Source organism: Psychrobacter sp. DM4, assembly GCF_051307035.1.
In the GTDB taxonomy this organism is placed as follows: domain Bacteria; phylum Pseudomonadota; class Gammaproteobacteria; order Pseudomonadales; family Moraxellaceae; genus Psychrobacter.
Map to the genome: position 1 here is coordinate 1320458 of NZ_CP195536.1, position 22885 is coordinate 1343342.

20 protein-coding genes are annotated in these 22885 nt (G+C 43.6%); 6 read left to right on the forward strand and 14 right to left on the reverse strand.

Features of this window, described 5'->3' with window-relative positions; genetic code table 11:
- Nucleotides 1-17 precede the first annotated feature (17 nt).
- Entirely contained in the window at nucleotides 18-1715 is a 1698-nt protein-coding gene (locus ACR64G_RS05680) for an AMP-binding protein (RefSeq protein WP_435980535.1), read from the forward strand.
- A 206-nt stretch (nucleotides 1716-1921) separates the two neighbouring features.
- Here the strand turns inward: ACR64G_RS05680 and ACR64G_RS05685 are convergent, their stop codons facing one another.
- On the reverse strand, nucleotides 1922-2641 hold the full coding sequence (locus ACR64G_RS05685; protein ID WP_435980536.1) for a TetR/AcrR family transcriptional regulator: 720 nt from the start codon (nucleotides 2639-2641) through the stop codon (nucleotides 1922-1924).
- 321 nt (nucleotides 2642-2962) lie between these two features.
- Between ACR64G_RS05685 and ACR64G_RS05690 the strand changes: the two genes are divergently transcribed.
- The gene (locus tag ACR64G_RS05690) at nucleotides 2963-4114 is read left to right on the forward strand and encodes an acyl-CoA dehydrogenase family protein (protein WP_435980537.1); all 1152 of its coding nucleotides are present in this window, start codon (nucleotides 2963-2965) and stop codon (nucleotides 4112-4114) included.
- A gap of 142 nt (nucleotides 4115-4256) precedes the next feature.
- Here the strand turns inward: ACR64G_RS05690 and ACR64G_RS05695 are convergent, their stop codons facing one another.
- The gene (locus tag ACR64G_RS05695; RefSeq protein WP_435980538.1) at nucleotides 4257-5141 is read right to left on the reverse strand and encodes a LysR family transcriptional regulator; all 885 of its coding nucleotides are present in this window, start codon (nucleotides 5139-5141) and stop codon (nucleotides 4257-4259) included.
- A gap of 184 nt (nucleotides 5142-5325) precedes the next feature.
- Between ACR64G_RS05695 and ACR64G_RS05700 the strand changes: the two genes are divergently transcribed.
- Both ACR64G_RS05700 and ACR64G_RS05705 read left to right on the forward strand, forming a co-directional pair.
- Nucleotides 5326-6453: an alkene reductase gene (locus tag ACR64G_RS05700; protein ID WP_435980651.1), complete on the forward strand. Its 1128-nt coding sequence runs from the start codon at nucleotides 5326-5328 to the stop codon at nucleotides 6451-6453.
- Nucleotides 6454-6532: 79 nt separating this feature from the next.
- Entirely contained in the window at nucleotides 6533-6763 is a 231-nt protein-coding gene (locus ACR64G_RS05705) for a hypothetical protein (protein WP_435980539.1), read from the forward strand.
- A 56-nt stretch (nucleotides 6764-6819) separates the two neighbouring features.
- On the opposite strand, the gene ACR64G_RS05710 is transcribed toward ACR64G_RS05705, so the two are convergent.
- From ACR64G_RS05710 to urtA, 12 genes are all read right to left on the reverse strand, one after another.
- Nucleotides 6820-7497, reverse strand: a complete 678-nt coding sequence (locus ACR64G_RS05710) for a HupE/UreJ family protein (RefSeq protein ID WP_435980540.1) — start codon at nucleotides 7495-7497, stop codon at nucleotides 6820-6822.
- 128 nt (nucleotides 7498-7625) lie between these two features.
- Nucleotides 7626-8279, reverse strand: a complete 654-nt coding sequence (ureG, locus tag ACR64G_RS05715) for an urease accessory protein UreG (RefSeq protein ID WP_435980541.1) — start codon at nucleotides 8277-8279, stop codon at nucleotides 7626-7628.
- Nucleotides 8280-8359: 80 nt separating this feature from the next.
- Nucleotides 8360-9205, reverse strand: coding sequence for an urease accessory protein UreF (locus ACR64G_RS05720; RefSeq protein ID WP_435980542.1), 846 nt, complete (start codon nucleotides 9203-9205; stop codon nucleotides 8360-8362).
- On the reverse strand, nucleotides 9153-9689 hold the full coding sequence (ureE, locus tag ACR64G_RS05725) for an urease accessory protein UreE (protein ID WP_435980543.1): 537 nt from the start codon (nucleotides 9687-9689) through the stop codon (nucleotides 9153-9155). The genes ACR64G_RS05720 and ureE overlap by 53 nt, the downstream gene beginning before the upstream one ends.
- A 109-nt stretch (nucleotides 9690-9798) precedes the next feature.
- Entirely contained in the window at nucleotides 9799-11931 is a 2133-nt protein-coding gene (ureC, locus tag ACR64G_RS05730) for an urease subunit alpha (protein WP_435980652.1), read from the reverse strand.
- Between the two features lie 47 nt (nucleotides 11932-11978).
- Nucleotides 11979-12281, reverse strand: a complete 303-nt coding sequence (ureA, locus tag ACR64G_RS05735; RefSeq protein WP_435980544.1) for an urease subunit gamma — start codon at nucleotides 12279-12281, stop codon at nucleotides 11979-11981.
- A 144-nt stretch (nucleotides 12282-12425) separates the two neighbouring features.
- Nucleotides 12426-13346: an urease accessory protein UreD gene (locus tag ACR64G_RS05740; protein ID WP_435980545.1), complete on the reverse strand. Its 921-nt coding sequence runs from the start codon at nucleotides 13344-13346 to the stop codon at nucleotides 12426-12428.
- Nucleotides 13347-13375: 29 nt separating this feature from the next.
- The gene (gene urtE / locus ACR64G_RS05745; protein WP_435980546.1) at nucleotides 13376-14074 is read right to left on the reverse strand and encodes an urea ABC transporter ATP-binding subunit UrtE; all 699 of its coding nucleotides are present in this window, start codon (nucleotides 14072-14074) and stop codon (nucleotides 13376-13378) included.
- A gap of 131 nt (nucleotides 14075-14205) precedes the next feature.
- Nucleotides 14206-15129 (reverse strand): urea ABC transporter ATP-binding protein UrtD, encoded by a 924-nt coding sequence (urtD, locus tag ACR64G_RS05750; protein WP_435980547.1) that lies wholly within the window; start codon nucleotides 15127-15129, stop codon nucleotides 14206-14208.
- On the reverse strand, nucleotides 15126-16196 hold the full coding sequence (gene urtC / locus ACR64G_RS05755; protein ID WP_435980548.1) for an urea ABC transporter permease subunit UrtC: 1071 nt from the start codon (nucleotides 16194-16196) through the stop codon (nucleotides 15126-15128). Before urtC ends, urtD begins: the two co-directional genes overlap by 4 nt.
- Nucleotides 16197-16206: 10 nt before the next feature.
- Nucleotides 16207-17814, reverse strand: a complete 1608-nt coding sequence (gene urtB / locus ACR64G_RS05760) for an urea ABC transporter permease subunit UrtB (RefSeq protein WP_435980653.1) — start codon at nucleotides 17812-17814, stop codon at nucleotides 16207-16209.
- Nucleotides 17815-18123: 309 nt separating this feature from the next.
- Complete coding sequence (urtA, locus tag ACR64G_RS05765; protein ID WP_435980654.1) at nucleotides 18124-19425, reverse strand: urea ABC transporter substrate-binding protein; 1302 nt, start codon at nucleotides 19423-19425, stop codon at nucleotides 18124-18126.
- Between the two features lie 830 nt (nucleotides 19426-20255).
- Here urtA and ACR64G_RS05770 point away from each other — a divergent pair.
- Both ACR64G_RS05770 and ACR64G_RS05775 read left to right on the forward strand, forming a co-directional pair.
- Nucleotides 20256-21071 carry a formate/nitrite transporter family protein gene (locus tag ACR64G_RS05770; protein ID WP_435980549.1) on the forward strand — a complete coding sequence of 272 codons (816 nt, stop codon included), beginning with the start codon at nucleotides 20256-20258 and terminating at the stop codon, nucleotides 21069-21071.
- An 83-nt stretch (nucleotides 21072-21154) separates the two neighbouring features.
- On the forward strand, nucleotides 21155-22873 hold the full coding sequence (locus tag ACR64G_RS05775) for a protein kinase domain-containing protein (RefSeq protein ID WP_435980550.1): 1719 nt from the start codon (nucleotides 21155-21157) through the stop codon (nucleotides 22871-22873).
- The last annotated feature ends 12 nt before the right edge of the window (nucleotides 22874-22885 follow it).

The following is a 22885-nucleotide window of genomic DNA, read 5'->3' on the forward strand; positions in this document are numbered from 1 at the left end:
ACCAAGGAAGGTAAGTTATGGATAAGTTTTGGACAGAGAGTTATCCGACAGGGGTCAATGCCCAGATAGATTTGCCGCACAGTACGGTCATTGATATCGTAGAGGATAAATTGATAGCATTTGCCGATCGAGAGTTTAGTAGCAATATGGGCGTGAGCTACTCTTATGCGCAAATTGACAAAATATCGTTAGCGATTGCCGCTTGGATTCAACACTTAGGGCTGGCCAAAGGCTCAGTCATAGGTATTATGATGCCCAATGTTCATCAGTACTTGCCCATCGTTTTGGGAGTAATACGAGCGGGTATGGTAACGACTTTAATTAATCCATTGTACAGTCCTCGTGAACTAAGATATCAGCTTGTTGATTCTGAAACCACCGCGCTATTCATCCTAGAGCCGTTTTGTAAAACTCTAGAAAAAATCGTTAAAAATACGCCTGTCAAAACGGTAGTCATTAGCAAAATAGGCGACATGCTAGGGACAGCTAAAGGGACACTTGTAAACCTTGCCGCTAACTATGTCAAAAAAGCCATTCCTAGCTATGAGCTCAGCTCCAATACCCATCATAGTGTTACCAGCTATAAATCTATGCTAAAGCAAGCCAAAAAATTGACCTATTCTCGGCCTAGCTCAAAGGCTGATGACTTGTTGATGCTGCAATATACTGGAGGCACTACAGGTGTTGCTAAGGGGATCTTAATCAACAACAAGAACGTTGTGACCGCGACTTATCAGTTTGGTGAATGGTTCAAACCTGTTTATGCCGACGTTGGCGACGATATGCAGATGAATACTATAGTTGCGCTACCGCTTTATCATATTTATGCCTTTATCTGCTCGATAGTCGGCTTGAGCGTAGGTCAACATCTCACCTTGGTGACCAACCCGCGCGATATCCCCAGCTTTATCAAAATTCTAGCCAAGCGCCCCTTTCATCTGCTTCCTGGCGTAAATACTCTTTTCCAAGCGTTTTTGATGAACCCTAAATTTAAGGAGCTAGATTTCTCTGAGTGCAAATTAACTCTGGTTGGCGGCATGGCAGCGACGCCTGAGACTGCCAAGCGCTGGGTTGACGTCACAGGCTTACCTATCCTTGAGGGGTGGGGTATGTCTGAGACGTTGGGAGTCGGTACTGCCAATCCCTTTGATGGCATGAAGTACAGCGGCAACGTCGGTCTGCCGCTACCTGGAGTCGATATCAGTATTCGAGATGACGAGGGAGAGATTCTCAAATTAGGTGAAGTCGGTGAGATGTGCATCAAAGGCGATAACGTTATCTCAAGCTATCATAACATTGATAATGATAGCTTTTTCACCGCTGATGGGTACTTAAAGACAGGTGATATCGCGTCTATGAATGAGCAGGGCGCTATCAAGATATATGACCGCAAAAAAGATATGATCATTGTCAGCGGCTTTAACGTCTATCCCAACGAAGTCGAAAATGTTATCGAGACCCATCCTAAAGTTGCTGAATGTTCAGTGGTGGGTGTCGTTGATGAGCGTCAAGGCGAGTCCGTAAAGGTGTATGTCGTTAAAGGAGATCCGAGTTTAAATGAGGGGGATATAAAGGCGCTATGTAAAGAAAATTTAGCAGCTTATAAGTGTCCGCGTCATATCGAGTTTATCGAGGAATTACCCAAATCTACCGTAGGGAAGATACTGCGTCATAAACTTAGGGCTTCGGCTCATTCGGCAGCGACTTCTAGCTAATTTTTAAATAGCTCTGCCTCATAGACGAACAAAAAAGGACTGAATGAAACATAAGCCCTTTTTTATTGTTGACTATTTAACATATTTTAATCAATGGCGACCCTCTACTGCCAAGAGCATTGCAACTCAATTCAATGTCGTGACCCTTTGAAGGAAGCTCAAAAACCTTGAACAATAGCACCTTGAACAATAGCACCTTCAATAATTCATTTGGTGTGAGATAACTCAGGCTTGGAGATTGAACGCCATAACATGTTGAACAGAGCATCAAAGTTCTCATTCAATGGTACTTTTGCTTGACGAACGGTGTGCATAATACCTAGACGACTGATAAATCCCATAAACACATCAAATAGAATGAAAAGCGGCACTGTATCGACGAGTACGCCGCGCTTTTGGCCATCCTCTAGTACACTCAAAAACGCATCAATGAGCTCTTTGTTCTTGTAGATAGCGATATTATGAAAACGCGCAATTGATACCTTAGATAGTACCATCACCGCATCAGGCTGAGTATCTACAAAATCTAAGCATACCCACAAGGTCTTGCGCAATCGATCCTCTACACTATCGATACCTTGCAGGTGATCCATCATTCTGGCCGCAAGCCTCACTAGTACCATATCCATAATGGTATACAGTACGGTTTGCTTATCACCAAAATACTTATAGAGCGTTTGTAGTGACACGTTTGCGGTGTTTGCAATCTCTATCATAGTAATATCACTAACATCACTATCAGCAAAAAGTTGGCGCACAGCCTTCTCTATTTTGTCCAAAGTAGCAGGACGCATCTCACTTAACGGCGTGACGGTTACAGGTTGAATTTGAGTATCTGACTTAGGTGTCATGTTCTTATTTTTACAACCTTTTTTGCTGGTGCTCGTATTTGAGCTCAGCTGAGGTTTTGAATGTGAGGATGTCATATTTTATTTTCCATTCATAAGATTCGCCTTTAAACCGTTAGGTTTTGAGCTTGTTATATACGATAATTATAATTACCATTATAATATAAATTATTGCTAATAATAAGCTATTTTTATACAATAATATGATGTGATCTAGACAATACAATAGATGGAATCATGGGTTATAATGGTAATTATTATTACTATGAGTTGTCTTTTGAATAATAAGGGTTAGTGTTTGCTCATAGATGGCATTTAAGTCTAGTACGCTTATCACTAGCGTGAAACGTGTTTTACATCCCAATACCTATTTAGATTTATACTACTAAGGATTACCCTATGACGATCAACTGCTTTAAACCTAGCTGGATGAACGAAGAGATTGAGATGTTGCATGAGAGTGCGCTCAAGCTGTTTAAGAGTTGGGAGCAACACGATGAAAAATGGCGTGACGATGGCATGCTTGACCGCGAAGCGTGGTTAGAGGCGGGCGAGATGGGTTTTTTATGTGCTTCAATGCCAGAGGAGTATGGCGGGGCTGGTGGTGATTTTCGTCACGAAACAGCGCTCATTTATGCGCAATCTGAAGCTAACATGTCAGGCTTTGGTGGGTTTTTGCATTCTGGTATTGTCGCGCCTTATATTCTTCATCATGGCACAGACGAGCAAAAGCAAAAGTGGCTACCGAAAATGGCATCAGGTGACATGATCGGCGCGATTGCTATGACTGAGCCTGGTACAGGATCAGATTTGCAAAATATTAAGACCTATGCGGTAAAAGAGGGTGACGACTACATTATCAATGGTTCAAAGACTTTTATAACGAATGGTCAGTTAGGCAATTTAATTATTGTCGCTTGTAAGACTGATAGAGAGCAAGGCGCAAAAGGCGTCTCATTAATCGTCGTCGAAACTGATAATTCTCCAGGGTTTGAGCGCGGCAAGAAGCTCAAAAAGCTCGGCATGGCGTCGCAAGACACCTCAGAGCTGTTTTTTAGTAATATGCGTGTGCCACAAAAGAATCTCTTGGGTACGGTTGAAGGGATGGGATTTGCACAGCTCATGCAAGAGCTGCCACAAGAGCGTTTGATTGTTGCCTTAGCAGGCATTGGCGCTATGAAATTAGCGCTGGATTTAACTATTACTTACACCAAAGAGCGTACTGCTTTTGGCAAGCCAGTTTGGAGCTTTCAGAACACTCGATTCAAACTTGCTGAATGTAATAGTCATTACATTGCATCTAGCGCATTGTGCGATGCCGCTATCGAATCACTCTTGAAAAAGGAACTTACCGTTCAACATGCGGCTCTAATCAAATATTGGGTTACCGAAAAGCAGTGCATCGTTATGGATGAATGCGTGCAATTATTCGGCGGCTATGGCTATATGATGGAATATCCAATAGCTCGCTTGTATGCTGATGCACGAGTACAAAAAATCTATGGTGGTACCAATGAAATTATGAAGGAATTAGCATCACGCTTTATGTAATTCTTATTTGGCAAAATTATCTTATATAATATAGTCAATTAAGACGGCTAAGATAGGTCTGTTATGCATTGCACGGGCGATTAAATCGTTGTTCGAGTTTATCTGTCAGGTGACAGCTTTATTAAATAGCGATCAACATTTATTATAATGTTCTTAATTGCTCAATGAGCCAACGGTGGATGCCGCTGTCATTGGTACGTGGATGCCAAGCGGCTATTACCTTAAAAGTGGGCGGTAAGGCCTCTACGTCAAGCTCTTTAACCTTATTGTTTGGTAGTAGTCGCGCAGGATAAAAAGCAATCATATCGGTGGTATATAGAATATCTGGCACGGCTGAAAAGCTAGGCACTGACATCACGATGTTTCGCTTAAGGCCTTTTTCGGCGAACCATTGATCATGGGATCCACGTAAGTTGGCACGCGAAGGCGATACCACCAGCTGCGGCTGTGCGGCAATTTGTGTCAGTGTTAATGCCTCTGTTGCAACGGTATTTTCACAACCAGTAATGCATAAATGTTGTTCATTAAGCAGCGTCACATACGATAAATTATTAGGAATAAATTCGGGAAAGGTAATAAGCAGATCAAGTTCACCTGCTGCAATTAGCTGATTGATGTTATCTGAAGCAAAGTCGCGCACTATTAACCTTAAATCAGGCGCTTCACGGCGCGTTATATGAAATAATTGTGGTAATAATGCCTGCGTCGCATAATCGGTCGCACTAATCGTAAACACACCCTTATAGGTTTGCGGTGTAAACACCTCCGGCTCTAATAACACTTCTAACTGTTTTAATATATCGTCAATCGGTTGCCGCATCGACAGTGCTTTTGGTGTTGCTACCATGCTATTGCCTTGACGGATAAACAAACGATCATCAAACAAGTCCCGTAGCTTACGCAACTGCTCACTGATCGCCTGTTGCGTCAGTCCCATTTTGCGCGCAACTTTTGAGAGATTCTTTAGATCAAGCAATGCCTGTAGCACTCTAAGCTGCTTGATATCAAGCTGGTTCATACCATTCATAATCTATACCATTAATAATTGTATCTTAAACAAGAAAAGGTTGTTTCTAATTGTACCTATAAGACTCTATGCTGACCAACATTGCTTAAGCAGCCCATTGAATCTAAAAACAGATTCAGTGGCTCAAAAATAAGCCTATCCGTTTGCTTTAAAAGAGAGTGTTATGAAACAACCTATCCCAACTATGACAAATACCAGTCCCTTATTCTCCTCTGTAGAACTTGGACCTTATACGCTTAAAAACCGTATCGTGATGCCACCATTGACGCGCTCTCGTAGTACGCAACCTGACAATATCCCTAACGATCTAATGGCAAGCTATTATGCACAGCGCGCCTCGGCAGGTTTTATGGTGACCGAAGGTACACAGATTGAGCCAAGAGGCCAAGGTTACGCATGGACGCCAGGAATTTATTCACCAGCGCAAATTGAAGGCTGGAAAAAAGTCACACAGGCGGTACATGCTAAAGGAGGTATTATTTTCGGGCAGCTATGGCATGTTGGTCGTGTGTCTCATACCAGCTTGCAACCAAACCAAGCTCGGCCTATCGCTCCATCTGCTATCACTGCCACTAACGTCAAAGTATTTATTGAAACCGGTCCAGGCGAAGGCGCTTTAGCCGATCCAAGTGAGCCACGCGCACTCAGTACAGAAGAGGTGGGCGAGTTGGTCGCTATGTATGCAATAGCCGCACGCAACGCGCTAGAAGCTGGGTTTGATGGGGTAGAGCTACACTGTGCCAATGGTTATCTAGTGAATCAATTCATCTCTGAGCATAGTAATACACGCAATGATCAGTATGGTGGTTCGCTGGCTAATCGTCTGCGTTTCTTACAAGAAGTGGTCTCTGCCGTCAGCGAGGTGGTCGGTGCCGATCGTTTAGGCGTACGTTTTGCGCCACTATTTGCGAGTACCGATGAGACTCGTGTGTATTTAGGATTGGTAGAGTCAGACCCTCACCATACTTATATTGAAGCGATTAAAGTACTTGAACAAGCGGGTATTGCTTACTTATCTATTGCAGAGGCTGATTGGGACAATGCACCTGATTTACCAGAGCCTTTTTATCAAGCAGTCAGAGCTGAGTTTTCAGGACGTATTATCTATGCGGGTAAATACACGGTGCAAAAGTCGGTCGATATATTATCTAAAGGTTATGGGGATCTATTTGCTTTTGGTCGTCCTTTTATTGCTAATCCCGATTTACCTGAACGCATAGCCAATCATTGGCCACTCAATGAGGTGGATGCTACCACGATGTATGGTGGCACTGACATTGGCTATAGTGACTACCCCTATTACCAAAAATAAATCAGTGAATTAAGACCGTTCGCGGTCTTAATTTTTTACTTATGAATTTAAGTTTTTCTTTATAAGGTGACATCACGTAATGAGTAAGAATCTTGAAGACAGACTGATACGCATATTAGTAGGGTATGTCGGCCTTTATCCGACTTTGTTAATCGTGCTAACGTTATTAAAACCTATAACCTACGACTTGAGTCTGCCAGTAGTAGTACTTATCGAGACAATAATACTCGTTCCGCTGACACAAATGATCTCATTCCCACTAGCAGGCTGGCTTATTAAGCGTTTAAGAAAAGAGGAGAGGAGGTCTTAGGTCGCTATTTAAATCATAATGTTTTCATTGCTTGGATGAACATACCAAACGCACCGCTAACTCAACAGTACAGCACACAATCCAAAACCAGCGATAACGCGTTGCACAATTAGGCTATCTTGCAAGTGATGGTTCAAATAAATGGCAACGCCTTTACCGATAGTATATAGACCAAGCATAGCAATGATCATACCAGTAAAGAAACCAGCGGTATAACTGCTTGCCGGAATTTCAATAGCATGTGCAGCCCCATGGAACGTCGCGAGCGCACCAAAACCAATGATGGCTAAGTTATGCCATGTTTTAACGGATGCTTTGTTGCTTTGATTCAATGAGTTATTAAAGTATCGGCTCATAAGGGCTGTGGTGAGTGCGACGATAGAGAATAGAATACCGTATTCGATGAACATAGGGTTCAAGCTCACACTCAAGCTCAGTGCAAATCCCACTACCAAACCAACCCCTAATGAGGCAAAGCCTTTTTTGAAGCTGTGCATTTGAGTCAATAGCATGCCCATACCGAGTGCTAGCATGAGGTGATCAAGCCCCGTCAAAGGGTGCGTTATGCCAGACAATATTGAACTTATAAATGCGGCATCTGTCGCTAGTAGGTCGTGCCCAGAATGAGAAAATGCCAGTGTCGGTAGCAATGACAGTAGTGCCAAGCCACTGATGATTACTGTTTTGCTAGTGAGGTTTTTAGAGGCTATAGATTGTGATGCTTTTGTGCTCATAATAATACATCCTTAATAAGTCAACAAATCGATATACTCACGATCTGCTGCGCCGTTTATCAGTGGATAAAATAGTTATTGACGCCATAGAATATGTGGCTTTAAGAGATAACAATACAGGTAGCTTCTTACGCCGCACTTATCATGCCTTTATCAAGAATAAAGGCCACAATATCATCCAGACCGTCGCCTGTTTTCATGTTACTAAAGACCACAGGCTTATCACCGCGCATTTTTTTGGCGTCATGTGCCATAACCTCTAGTGACGCGCCAACTAAAGGGGCAAGATCGGTTTTATTGATAATGAGTAAGTCCGATTTCATAATGCCAGGCCCGCCTTTACGAGGGATTTTATCGCCTGCTGAGACGTCAATGACATAAAGTGTTAAGTCGGATAATTCAGGGCTAAAGGTAGCGGCCAAATTATCACCGCCAGATTCAATAATAATAAGCTCAAGACCTGCAAATTGTTGCTGTAATTCAGCGATGGCAGCGAGATTAATTGAGGCATCTTCACGAATAGCAGTATGCGGGCAGCCGCCTGTTTCGACACCGCGAATACGCTCGGCTGGCATCGCCTCATGACGGGTCAAGAACTCAGAGTCCTCTTTGGTATAAATATCATTGGTCACTACGGCCATATTGACGCTATCACGTAAGCGCTGACATAATCTGAGGGTTAATGCTGTTTTACCTGAACCAACAGGACCGCCAATACCTAAGCGTAGGGGTGATAGTGTCGTGTCTAAAGGGGTGTTTTCGACCTTGGGTGTTAGTGCCATAAATAAATATCCTCGATAAGGGTTATTAAATAACGGTAGTTCAATAAGTATTGTTCAATAGAAGTTAGGTGTGTCAGTGTTTAAGAGCGAAATAATCGGCTGTATTGCTTTTCATGCTGACAAGAGAGTATCGCTAAATTTGGTAAATTCGCGGACATATGTAGCTGCTGATAAAGTAGATTTAGCTTTATGTTGACTTCCACAGACGTATCCTGAAGGTGCAAAAAGCTTTGCTTGACGCGGGTCGCTAGCGGATATACTTGCGTGCTTAACAACTGCTGTAATTGCCAAATAACTCGCTGTCCTGCCATTTGCCCAAGCGGTACGGTTTTGACCGCTGCCAGTACCATATTTTCTATTTGACCAAAAGCATAGGTGGTCATCGCTTGCTCAGGCTTAAATTGCCAATGCGCGCTAATATGGGCAAACAGTGGCAAAAAGCCGTGGGCAAGCAAGCTATCAGGTACATCAAGCTTAAGTACCTCATCAAGCCATGCGGATAAGGATAGTGCTAATTGGCTCGACTCATAGACGAACTCTTTACTCTCACGGCTGGCGTGATAATCCTTGCCTAATGCCTCAGCCAGCGCGATGTCGTCAATCATTAGGGTTTCAATCATAAGCGCCAATAGCGGAAGCTCGTAACGACACAGTGCCAGCTCTAGATAGTCACTCATGAATACTAAGCAACTGTTTTCATCATGAATGAGCCCTGACTCAATAGCGGACTCTATACCTTGTGAGTAGGTATAACTACCAATAGGCAAGTTGCTTGATGCTAGCATCAATAAACGTCCGGTTACCTCTGCATCGTTATTAGCATCATTCATAGCGTGTGTGGTACGGTCAGGCTGCTGAGAGTGCGTGTCAGGCTTAATCATGAGAGTGGGTGTGGTCGTGACGACTATGGCTGTGACTATGGTCATGAGAGTGAGCCTGTCCGCCATTATCGCCTTTATAGGCACCTGTTTCTGGTTCAAACGGCGCTTGGACAGCTTGGGTATGTAGGCCAAGTTGCTGTAGCATCGCCTCTAATACATGGTCAGGTTCAAAGTATAACGCTTTGGGTGCAATCATCAATGGCACATGACGGTTACCCAAATGATAAGCGCCCTTCATAAGATCAAAGCTATTATCGGCAGTGACTTCGACTAAGGCTTGCTTGGCCGCCATAACCTGTATCAATGCGCCTTGATTATCTGCCAACACACTGCCATTTTTGATGGTTTCGGTACGGGGCAGATCCACACCAAGAGTTTCTTGCTGCTGAGTTTGTGCTTTAAATCGGCTGCGCTGGCGGGTATCAAAGTCTAAATATAAAAATTTCCCTGCCTGTTTTTGGCTATTAATCACAGTGTTTTGTTCAGCACTGATATCTGATGTCTCGAGACGATGAGTATAAATTTGCATAAGGTAAGTCTATAGTCAGTTAAAAAATAATTTGGATGGGTATCTGCTTTGGCATTATTGTGCCTTGATTAAAAGCCACTACAATCAAAGCTGTGACACTAGGACGCTACTAGAATAAAAAGTAACGCTGCGCCATTGGCAGATGCTCGGCAGGCTCGCAGGTCAGTAGTTTGCCATCGGCATAGACTTCATAGGTCTCAGGATTGACCTTCATATCAGGACAGTAGCTATTAAATTTCATGTCTTGCTTGCGTATCTCACGAATATTATGTACGGATTTGATAACTTTTTCTAACCCTAATTGTCTATCCACGCCTCTGTCGATAGCCGCACTTGACATAAAGGTGATACAAGTTTGTGCCACAGTTTTGGGGAAGCTGCCAAACATGCTGCGATAGTGGACAGGCTGCGGAGTAGAGATGGAGGCGTTTGGGTCGCCCATAGGCGCAGCAGCTATCAAGCCGCCTTTGAGAATGCGATCAGGTTTTACCCCAAAAAATGCGGGTGACCACAAAACCAAATCCGCCCATTTACCGACTTCAACAGAACCTACCTCATCGCTGATACCATGAGTAATCGCAGGATTGATAGTGTATTTTGCGATATAGCGTTTGATGCGAAAATTATCGTTACCGCTATCAGCATCAACATCGCTTAAGGTAATCCTTTTTGAGGATTGCTCAGCTTTAGCGGACTTGTCAGGTGCTAGATGACCGCGCTGAGCTTTCATCTTATCAGCGGTTTGCCACGTACGAATAATGACTTCTCCCACGCGTCCCATCGCTTGTGAATCACTACTCATCATAGCGATAGCGCCCATATCCTGTAAAATATCTTCAGCGGCAATGGTTTCTTTACGAATACGGCTCTCTGCAAAAGCGACATCTTCAGCGATAGAGGGACTCAAATGATGACAGACCATGAGCATATCTAGATGCTCATCAATAGTATTAATAGTAAATGGGCGCGTCGGATTAGTGGACGAGGGTAGCACATTGGTCTCCCCAATAGCTTTTAGGATATCTGGCGCATGACCACCGCCTGCGCCTTCGGTATGAAAAGTGTGAATACAGCGGTCTTTAAACGCGCCTAAAGTACTATCCAAATAGCCGCTCTCATTGAGTGTATCGGTATGAATCGCCACTTGTACATCATATTCTTCAGCCACGCTAAGACAGTTATCAATGGCTTTGGGCGTAGAGCCCCAGTCTTCATGGAGCTTAAGACCGATGGCGCCTGCTTCAATTTGCTCGACAATAGGCTTAGGTAAGCTCACATTGCCTTTGCCCAATATTCCGATATTCATCGGAATAGAGTCAGTAGCTTTTAGCATGCTGTGAATGTGGTAAGCGCCAGGCGTACAAGTTGTCGCAAGCGTACCTTCAGCAGGCCCCGTGCCACCGCCTAACATCGTGGTGAGACCAGACATCAATGCCGTTTCACATTGCTGGGGTGCAATAAAATGAATATGACTATCGATACCCCCAGCAGTCAAAATCTTGCCTTCTCCTGCGATAATCTCTGTCGCTGCGCCAATAGGTAGCGTCACATTAGGCTGAATATCAGGATTACCGGCTTTACCGATGCCACTAATGCGCCCCTCTTTGATAGCAACATCAGCTTTATAAATACCCGTATAATCGACGATTAAGGCATTGGTAATAATGGTATCAGCAACTTGACTACCCAGTAGTTGCGATTGACCCATACCATCGCGGATCACCTTACCACCGCCAAACTTGACCTCTTCACCAACACTGACCTTGTGAGTATTAGAACGATGATCTATGAAGCTGGTCAAATCATACTCAACTTCAAGCCATAAATGAGTATCAGCCAGACGTACTTTATCCCCTGTAGTAGGGCCAAAATGCTCTGCGTGAATACGTCTGTCGATAGACTTTTGCGAAGTAGCAGTCGTGTTTTTGACCTCAGCTGGCCCCATGACTTTCCCCGCAAAACCATAGATATGCTGACGACCTGCGATAGCAACCAGCTCAACTTCCCGTGTTTGTCCTGGCTCAAAGCGTACTGCCGTACCAGAGATGATGTTCAAACGATAGCCGAGCGTCAACTCTCGATCAAAGCTTAGTGCTGAATTGACTTCATAAAAGTGATAGTGAGAACCGATTTGAATAGGGCGGTCGCCGGTATTGATGACTGCTATGGTTTGAACGCAGCGCTCAGCGTTTAAGGCCATATTGCCTGCTTTTATTTTATATTCACCTGCTTTTATCATGATATCAATTATCCTTAATTATCTTTGCAACGGCTGTACTGCGAATCAAGCTATACGATGGGGTTATGTACTGTTACTAGCTTGGTGCCATCAGGAAAAGTGGCTTCCACTTGCACATCATGTATCATCTCTGCGATACCGTCCATAACATCTTTGGCACAGAGGTAGGTCGCTCCTTCACTCATCAGTTGTGCCACTGTTTTGCCGTCGCGAGCGCCTTCCATTAGTAACATGCTGATGTAAGCAATAGACTCAGGATAATTGAGCTTGACGCCGCGATTTTTACGACGCTCCGCCACCATACCTGCTGTAAATAGCAAGAGTTTATCTTTTTCTGTGGGATTTAATTGCATGGATACTCCTTGGTTATTAACATTCTTTATAAATTATTGAGCGTTTTTAATAGTTATAAAAAATATGCTAAATAGTGTCATTGTGCTTTAGTGGCGCATTGCTTGAGATGCATAGAGATGCATAGAGATGCATAGTAGGTGATATTAGGTATCCCAGATTCTCGGTCGATGAGGTTCAAGCGCGTACCATTTAGACCTAATAAGCTCGCGAACGTGATAAAAAGCCTCAAAGCAGGCACGCACATCTGACCCCAAATAGCGGCAGTTAATCCCTTGAAAATTGTGAGTACAGTATATAGGTAGCGACTGCTGATCGATAAGGAGACGTACCTCGGCAATAATAGTATCTAAATACTGACCAAGCTTGAGCGGATTATCTTGTAGCTCTGGTGCAATCACCTCTGTACTGGGTATTGCCCAAAAAGAGCCGTGCACATGATGATGGTTCAACCCAAGTGGTGAGGTAAACCAGCGCGTATTTGCTTGTTGGGAGGTGTACTCACTGACCAATAAGTTATCATCACGCCATATCTCTAAGCGGTTGGCATAATGACCATGAGCAAAAGTCTCATGATACGCTTGACGCCCGAACACAGCAATATCCCAAGTTAACAAACTGGCGCTCTTAGCTAAATAAAAGCGATTATTGGCGCAAGAGACAGAGTGATCGTAATAGATGCTTTCTTGAGGGAGCCATTCAAGAATAGCATGGTCAGCAAGGCGCGCGTCGATATGCTGTTCTGAGCTAATAATTTTTGAGGATTTAGAAGATTCAGAGTGCCGTAGAGACTTTCTTTGACCATACCATTTGCCCGCTCCAGGAGTCGTGATTACAGCGTGACTATTAGGCTTGAGAGTAAAGTCTAAGGTTAAGCGGTCCTCATCGGCAATACCAGCGGGCGGGTACAACACGTAAATATGGCAAATCCCCTCTTGGCAATCAGGCTCAGGATATAGCGCACGCTGTACTACTAAAGCACCCGTATGAGCACGATGAGACAGTCGAGTTTTAGTGCTGTCAGCGACGTGGTCAAAACTGAGCTGTAATGAGGATTGCCAAGTCAAAATTGTGTTCCCTTTTAAAAAGTGTCTCTTTAAATTGCGACCAATTCTTGAATATTATTCTCAGCCATGACGTGACCTGACCCTTGCGCAACGACTTGTCCGCGAGAGAGTACCGTATAGTTATCAGCAAGCTCTTCTGCAAACTCATAAAACTGCTCAACCAAAACGATTGCCATATCGCCTTTATTGGCAAGACTACGAATGACTCTACCGATGTCTTTGATGATGGATGGCTGAATACCCTCAGTAGGCTCATCCAAGATCAGTACTGACGGCTCAGAAGCTAGTGCTCTTGCAATAGCGAGCTGCTGCTGCTGTCCGCCAGACAAATCGCCACCGCGGCGATGCTTCATCTCATCTAACACTGGAAATATATCGTATAAGTATTTGGGTACTTTACTTGCCTTACCTTGAGAAAACTTTGCCATGCCAATGAGAATGTTTTCTTCAACACTTAGAGTAGAGAAAATATCGCGTCCTTGCGGTACATAAGCGAGTCCTGCGCGTACGCGTAGCTCAGGCGTCATCTGGCTAATATCTTTACCGTCTAATAAAATCTCCCCTGATTTGATGGGAAGGATACCCATCAAGCATTTGAGCAAAGTCGTTTTACCGACGCCATTACGGCCCAGTACGACGCTACATTCGCCTACAGGCGCAGTAAGAGTGACGTCGCGTAAGATGTGACTGCCGCCGTAGTATTGATTTATAGCATTAACTTCTAACATATAAGCCCCTTTATGTTTTAGGTTCAGTTTTAAGCGCTACTATGTGTTGTCGAACTGAGTTTATTATCGACCCAAGTTTATTATCGACTCAAGTTTATTATCGACTTAAGTTTATTATCAAACTGAGTTTATTATCGACCCAAGTAGGTCTCAATTACGGCCTCATCGTTTTGTACTTCAGCCAAGGTGCCTTCGGCCAAAATAGCACCATTTGCTAAAACCGTCACTTTCTCACTAATAGCATCAATAAAGCTCATGTCATGCTCGACCACCACTAAGGTATGATTCTCTTTAAGACGTAGACACAGCTCAGCGGTATGTTCCGTTTCGGCATCGGTCATGCCTGCCACAGGCTCATCAAGCAAGATTAGCTTTGGGCGCTGCATGAGTAACATACCGATCTCTAGCCACTGCTTTTGACCATGAGACAATAATCCTGCCGGCTTACTTATCATGTCTTTTAAGCGAATTTGCTGTAGCGTTGAGTCAAGTGTATCTTGAGTTTGCACATCAATCTTGGTAAACCAGCTTTTTGATACCCGCTTATCTTTGGGCGCGGCCAGCATTAAATTATCGAGTACAGTAAAGTTTTCAAATACCGTTGGTTTTTGGAATTTACGACCAATGCCAGCCTCAGCGATTTCTTCAGTAGATAGCTTAGCTAGATTATGAGTTTGACCAAAAAATGCACTTCCTTCGGTGGGACGCGTTTTGCCTGTGACTACATCCATCAAAGTTGTTTTGCCTGCGCCATTAGGGCCGATGATACAGCGTAGCTCACCCTCTTCAATGTATAACGATAAGTCGTTAAGTGCCCGAAATGAGTCAAACCAGACGCTTACATCTTCCAAATACAGTGCGATACCATGCCTCAGATCTGGACCTGATTTAGGGGTAGGGCGTGCTAAACCAGCACTGTCGCCATAATCTTCGGCCAAAGTAGTGCTGGGATGAGCAGACCTGTTTTCTGTCGCCGTTATACGATCAGTCGCTTTATTATTCTCTGTTGGAGTACGCATACTATAATCAGTCTTATTGGATATTTTTGACATCATTCTTTTTCCTTCTTAAAACGATCGAGGACACCAATGATACCGTTGGGTAGAAATATAGTAACGACTACGAATAATCCCCCTAAAATAAGTAACCAAAACTCAGGGTAGGCCACGGTAAAGTAAGTCTTGATCGCATTGACTGCGCCAGCGCCTACAATAGCACCAATAAGGGATCCTCTACCTCCAGCAGCTACCCATACGGCCATCTCGATAGAGTTGACGGGGTTCATCTCGCCTGGATTAATGATGCCAACTTGCGGTACATATAGAGCACCTGCGATACCAGCAATGACGGCGGACAATACCCAAGCGGATAGCTTGTACCAAAGCGTGCGATAGCCCAGATACTGCAAACGGTTCTCACTATCACGAATAGCACCAAGTACTCGCCCATAAGGCTGATTCATCAAGTAGCGTAGCCCTAGATAGGATAACAGCAGAGCGAGAGCTGTGGTAAAACACAACATCGCTCGGGTTGATGAGGCGGTGATGTCATAGCCTAATAGCGTGGTAAAACCTGTGAAGCCATTGTTGCCACCAAAGCCTGTTTCGTTACGGAAAAACAGTAAGGCTGCGGCGTAGGTCATGGCTTGAGTGATAATCGAAAAATAAACCCCTTTGATCTTTGAGCGAAAAGCAAAATAGCCAAAGATAAAAGCGACCAGACCTGGGACGAGCACCACCAAGGCCATTGCCCACCAAAAGTGCTGCGTTCCCGCCCAATACCACGGCATCTCAGTCCAGCTCAAAAAACGCATAAAGTCTGGTATAGCATCGCCTGCTGTTTCGCGCGTTAAGTACATACCAAAGGCATAACCGCCCAAGGCAAAGTAAAGGCCATGACCTAAGCTTAAGATACCAGCGTAACCCCAGACGAGATCTAGTGCTAGTGCCACCATTGCTAAAGCCATGATTTTGCCAATGAGCGTTATCCAGTAAGCTGACAGATGAAAACTTGAGCTCTCAGGCATCAAGTGTAGCCAAGGTAAAATCAGTAGTACCAAAAAGCATAAACCAATTAAAATAGAGTTACGCGGGGAATCAGATAACAGTTGAGTCAAACGCATAAGGTTCTCCTTAATCCACAAAACGGCCTTTTAGGGCAAATAAACCTTGTGGACGTTTTTGAATAAACAAAATCACAAGAACCAATAACACAATCTTAGCCATCACCGCACCGATGCCAATCTCAAGCACGGTACCACTGACACCAAGACCTAAGGATGCTAGTACTGCGCCCCATACTTGTCCGACGCCGCCCACGACAACGACCAAAAACGCATCAATAATATAAGTCTGACCCAGATCAGGTCCGACGTTGCCTACTTGTGCAAGCGCGCAGCCAGCGAGACCGGCAAGACCTGAGCCCAGACCAAAAGCCAGCATATCGATACGCGCAGAGCGAATACCAACAGCGCGAGCCATTTGCCGATTTTGGGTCACAGCGCGCATAAATAAGCCAAAGCGAGTCTTATTAAGTAAGTACACAAGGAGCATAAGCACCAAGATTGTAAAGCCGATAATCGCGATGCGGTTATAGGGGAGTACTAGGCTTGAGGACACCTGATAAGCGCCGCTTAGCCAAGCGACATTACTAACTTCAACGTTTTGCGCACCAAAGAACATACGCACTAATTGCATAAGAATAAGACTGACACCAAAAGTGGCCAGTAAGGTCTCAAGCTCACGGCCGTAAAGGGGGCGGATAACGATTCGCTCAATAATCATGCCGATAATGGCACTAACTAAGAAGGCCACGGGTATAGCCGCAACCAGATACCAACCAGCCATTTCAGGAAAATATGCTTGAAACAGGTTTTGCACCACATAAGTGGCGTAAGCACCGATCATAATCAGCTCGCCATGAGCCATATTGATGACCCCAAGGAGTCCAAAGGTAATCGCAAGTCCAAGGGCTGCCAATAACAAGATACTAGCCGTACTCATACCCGTAAAAAGATGGCCTATCCAAGTGCTAATGGTAATACGTCGCTCGATACTTGCCTCAGCGTCAAGCAAGCTAGACTTGAGTACAGGATCGATATCGTCCGCCGTCAATGCTCGTTTGACATCAACCAAGACCTGCGGGCTATCACTATCGGCAAGTAGGTTCACAGCGGCTATTTTAGTTGCCAGGTCACCATCTCTGAACTCAATACGCGCCTGTAGATAGGCGAGAGCATCCTTAACTTTACTATTATCCTCTGTAGCCGCTGCTGCTAAGATGGTAGCGGGGTCTACTTGGTCTATATTTTTTGAGAGAATCTCAACGGCCTGTATACGTTGAGCCGTATCCTCTGACTCAAGCTTAACCTTGGCTTGGCCAAAGGTTAGCGCCGAGCGTAGCACATTGGTCAAGGTCACTTGTGATAAGTCGCTAGGCCAATCCGCGGTTTCTTGCTGGTTTGGGTAAGTAAACAGTTGATCGTCGCTATTTAGCAGATACGTCTGTCCGCCGTTGCCTTGGTATAGCTCATCATTACTAATGAGTTCAACTAAGGTATCTAAGCTCTCAATAGATCCTGGCCAATTATTCAACATCGCTTGGCGTTTGCCGAAGTCTGCGGCAACAAACTGCTCAATGGCATCGCCTTGACTTAAACTAGTGTCCGCTGGCGTGGTAAGAGATTGCTCATTTTGAGTAAGCAAAGTTTTATCACTTATGGCATTAGATGTTGCTGCCATCGTATTGGTAGACGTAGCGTCATCGTGACTGTGTACTACTGACATCTCATGAGCATAAGCAGGCGTTAAGATGGTCATTAAGAGATATAGAAATAAGGAGAGTAGGCCAATGATAAAGGGCTTGCTGGGACAGTTGGCTAATAGGTTTTTTTTGGAATAGGAAGACATGGTAATTCCTTTTTTACAGTCAACACTCCTCCAACTCCCTACTGAAAAGTGGTCTTAATCAGTAGGGAATTTAAAAGGATTGCTAGTATTGATACTAATAATTGATGCTAACAAGGGACGAATAATTATGTAGTTGCGACCTTATTTAGGAATGTACTGACTCCATGGCTGTGCACGGATAGCTTCTGGTGTTTTGCTAATCACATCGAATTGGCCATCAGCGCGGATTTGACCGATCATGACAGGCTTCCATAAGTGGTGGTTTTCTTCATCCATTTTCAGGGTGTATCCTGATGGCGCATCAAAAGTCTGTCCGCCCATGCTAATACGTACTTTATCGACATCGGTCGTACCCGCTTTTTCAACCGCTTGTTTCCACATGTTAATACCGACATACGTGGCTTCCATAGGATCATTAGTCACGACCTTGTCGGCGTTGGGTAGCTTCTGATCTAGCGCATATTGCTTATATTTTTTAGTGAAGCTGCTGTTCACAGGGTTTTTAACCGACATAAAGTAGTTCCATGCCGCCAAATGACCCTGTAGTAAGCTGGTATCGATACCGCGTAGCTCTTCTTCACCTACTGAGAATGCCATGACTGGAATGTCAGAGGCTTTGATACCTTGGTTAGCAAGCTCACGATAAAAGGGCACGTTTGAATCCCCATTAATGGTAGAGATAACCGCCGTCTTTTTACCGGTAGAGAAGTTTTTGATATCACCTACGATAGTCTGATAGTTGCTAAAGCCGAATGGCGTATATTCTTCCATGATGTCTGCTTCAGCGACGCCTTTAGACTTTAAAAAAGCTCTTAGAATTTGGTTGGTGGTACGAGGATAGACATAATCTGTGCCAAGTAATACAAAACGCTCTGCACTACCGCCCTCTGGGCTCATCAAGTACTCAACGGCAGGAATGGCTTGCTGATTGGGTGCTGCGCCAGTATAAAAGATGTTTTCTGACTGCTCTTGACCTTCGTACTGTACCGGATAGAACATCAGGCCATTTAACTCTTCAACCACTGGCAATACTGACTTACGCGACACCGACGTCCAGCCGCCAAATATCACATCAACTTTATCTTGGGTTAATAGCTGACGTGCTTTTTCAGCGAATAATGGCCAGTCGGAGGCGGGATCAACCACAACAGGCTCTAGCTGCTTACCTAACACGCCGCCGTTAGCATTGATCTCGTTAATGGTCATGAGCGCCGTATCTTTTAGAGACGTCTCAGAGATGGCCATTGTGCCAGATAAAGAATGCAAAATACCTACTTTGATTGTGTCGCCATCAGCCGCAGGGGTAGTAGTGGTCTCGGAGGTTTCAGCGGTAGAATTGGTTTCTGCGCCAGTTTCAGCAGGTTTTTGGCAACCGATTAGACTTAAGCTACCGACGATAGCTACTGCTAGTAGAGACAAACGTGAGGTTAGTTTTGAGTCGATACGAGAGCTCGAATTGATTTTGGCAACAGGAATAAGAGTAGGCAATAATGACATATAGTTCTCCAAAAAAGATAAAGTAGCAACCTAGTAGGTCGAGTTAATAAACCGACACTAACTGCTAGTGATGCTTCAATATTTATGCCAACCTAAAAATATAACCAGTTGCGCTAGAATCGTTAGTTATTTAGAAAAAGCCACCTTTTTTTTGCACCATTTTGGTTCTATGCTTTATTATGCACCATAATCGTCTGGTTTAGAGAGCTAAATCTGTGCATAGACAGTTATTCATTTGATGGATATAACGGCGCTAAAAGGGTTTTATAACCAGTTAAAGCTATTGAAAAGGGTATACGAATATAAAACCTTGTCTTTATATCGCTAACCTGTGAGTTTTTAGTATTGCTTAAAGATGTAATCTCTCAAGAACAAAGAGCTTAGTCGTATCCGTAGTACGACTCAATGTAGTACCCGCTCCGGTTTGGCGACATTCTAGCTTATTGGTAGCTACTATTGTAATGTCGTGGACTACTAAAAAGCTTCTCGTACGAATAGCACCGCTTAGGTGCACTGCTATAGCAATGCACCAACTGAGATCTTTTTAAACAGCGAATACTGCTTGAGAGAATATAATGAAACTTGGTATAACAAAATTATCCTTCAAAATCTTCTAGGTCATAAAATGTAAAGACGCCATAGTTAAAGAGTTGTAAGACAAAATAGTTAGTTACGAAACCAGCTAACGACCATAACATTAGGCTTGTCTCGCAACCCTTGGCATACCTATTGCTTTAGCTATATTGTTATTTATCAATCAACAATTGAGGTGTTTGATGGCGTACATTGATCCAAGCGAATTCACGACGAAAATGGTAGATTCTGGTGAGTCTAAGATGAGTATGTCAACCAGCGATACCTTAATCCGCGCCTTTATGGCAGGTGCAATATTAGCACTGGCGGCTTTTTTTGCGATTACAGTAACAGTGAATACAGGTAATCCGCTGTTAGGAGCACTATTGTTTCCAGTCGGATTTATCATGCTGTATCTAATGAAGTTTGATTTGCTGACAGGCGTATTTACACTTGTACCTTTAGCCTTATTAGATAAGCGTCCAGGCTGCGATATGAAGCAGTTATTGCGCAATTGGGGGCTTGTGTTTTTAGGCAATTTAGGCGGAGCCATAACCGTGGCTTTTCTAGCTTCTTTTATCTTAACCTTTGGTTATGAGACAGACGGTGGCACTATAGCGGCCAAAGTAGGCACTATTGGAGAGGCTCGTACACTAGGTTATCAGTCTCACGGAACTTCAGGCTGGTTTACTATTTTTGTTCGCGGCATGTTATGTAATTGGATGGTTTCGATGGGCGTAGTAGGCGCTATGATTTCAACTTCAGCATCTGGTAAGATGTTTGCTATGTACATGCCAATCATGCTCTTCTTTTATATGGGTTTTGAGCACTCTATTGTTAATATGTTCCTATTCCCATTCTCAATGATTATGGGTGGTGATTTTACAATCGCAGATTATTTGATTTGGAATGAATTACCTACAGTACTAGGTAACCTAGTAGGGGGTCTGTTTTTTGTAGGTTTGCCGCTGTACTTTACTCATGTACGCACTCGTCCAAGCCGCAAATTGGTTCAATGATGACATATGAGTTCTGCTATTAATAGACCTCGCTTAGGCGAGGTTTATTATTGAGGGATCAAACTTAGCTTCTGGACATCACAATGACACAGAAAAAACTTTCGGTGAGTATCAGTCAGCATTCACAAGCAGGAATAGGAAAACTGGTAAATCAGGACGCCCTTATCGCCTATGTGCCTGATGATAGTCTGTTGCAATCTAAGGGCGCTGTATTTGCCGTTGCTGATGGTATCAGTACGAGTCAATTTGGTGCAAAAGCTAGTCAGATAGCAGTGAGTAGTTTTTTAAATGATTATTTAGATACACCAGAGACTTGGTCTACAAAGACATCAGGATTCAAAGTATTACTGTCAATAAATTCATGGTTGGTTGCACAAAGTCGACAAGGCGGGCACAGCTTTAATCAAAATAAAGGCTATGTGTGTGCATTTGCTACCCTTATTATCAAATCGCGCAGCATTCACATATTTCACTCAGGTGATGTCCGTGTCGTTATGCTACATAAGGGTATTATCGATATTCTCACTCAAGATCATCGTCAAGTTTATGATAATGAACGTACTTATCTAAGTGCAGCACTAGGCTTAGATGATCATATCCGTCTGGATTATCTAAACGTTGAAGCCCAGTTGGACGCAACTTACCTTTTACTAAGCGATGGTGTTCATGAGCATTTAAACAACGATGATATCATTCAGACATTAGAAAAATTACCAAGTGCTACCTGTGCTCAAAGACTTTGTGAATTGGCTACTATAAAGGGCTCTGTAGATGATGCCAGTGCTTTAGTGATAAAAATTAATGATCTACTAGCAGAAGATAGAAGTGAGTTTTATAGGTATACCAAAGATCTTACTCCCATAATCTCGTTAGAAAAGGGAGCTGTAATTGATGGACTGAATGTTGTTAGACCACTCAGTAAAACGCCGCGCAGCCACACATACTTAGTCATAGATCAAAATGAAAATTTGTACGTCTTAAAAACGCCTTCTGCTGAAAAAAGTCAAGATGACACTCATATTGAAAGTATGCTTATGGAGGAGTGGGTGGCAAGGCGTCTAAATAATACCCATCTGATGACAGCGCCTAAGCTAAAAACACCACGTTCAAAACTATATACTCTAAGCCACTATGTTGAAGCTCAGAGCTTAGCTCAATGGATGGCAGAGCATCCAAAACCGAGCCTTAATCAAGTACGATCTATCATTCAGCAAATTGCAACTGGATTACAAGTCATGCACCGCGCCGAGGTCATTCATCGTGATCTAAGACCAGAAAATATCTTGATAGATGACAAAGGGACGGTCACAATTATTGATTTCGGTGAGGTTAGCATTGCAGGTTTAGATAAGGTTAATGCTGACAATATAATACCAGGTAGTTTACAGTATACAGCACCAGAGTATTTATTAGGTGCTGTAGGTACGGCAGGAAGTGATGTCTTTTCGCTGGGTATTTTAACTTATCAGATTCTAAGTGGTCAATTACCGTATGGCCTAAAGGTATCTAGTGCCTATAGCAAAAAGGCGCAAAATCAACTCAAAATTAGACCCTTGTTAGAGCTGGGCATACGTATACCAGAGTGGTCTGTTTATGCTATAAATAAAGCATTAGATACTGATCCAAAACGTCGCTATAAAGAAGTTTCTGAATTTATTTATGAGCTCAATAGCCCAAGCTCAGATTTTAAACCTGAGCATAATACCGCATGGATCGATCGCGACCCAGTGCGATTCTGGCAAGGCGTAAGCACTGCCTTATTAGTAGTAGTGCTTAGCCTGATTTTAAGTGACTATTGGTAGCTCAATCATATA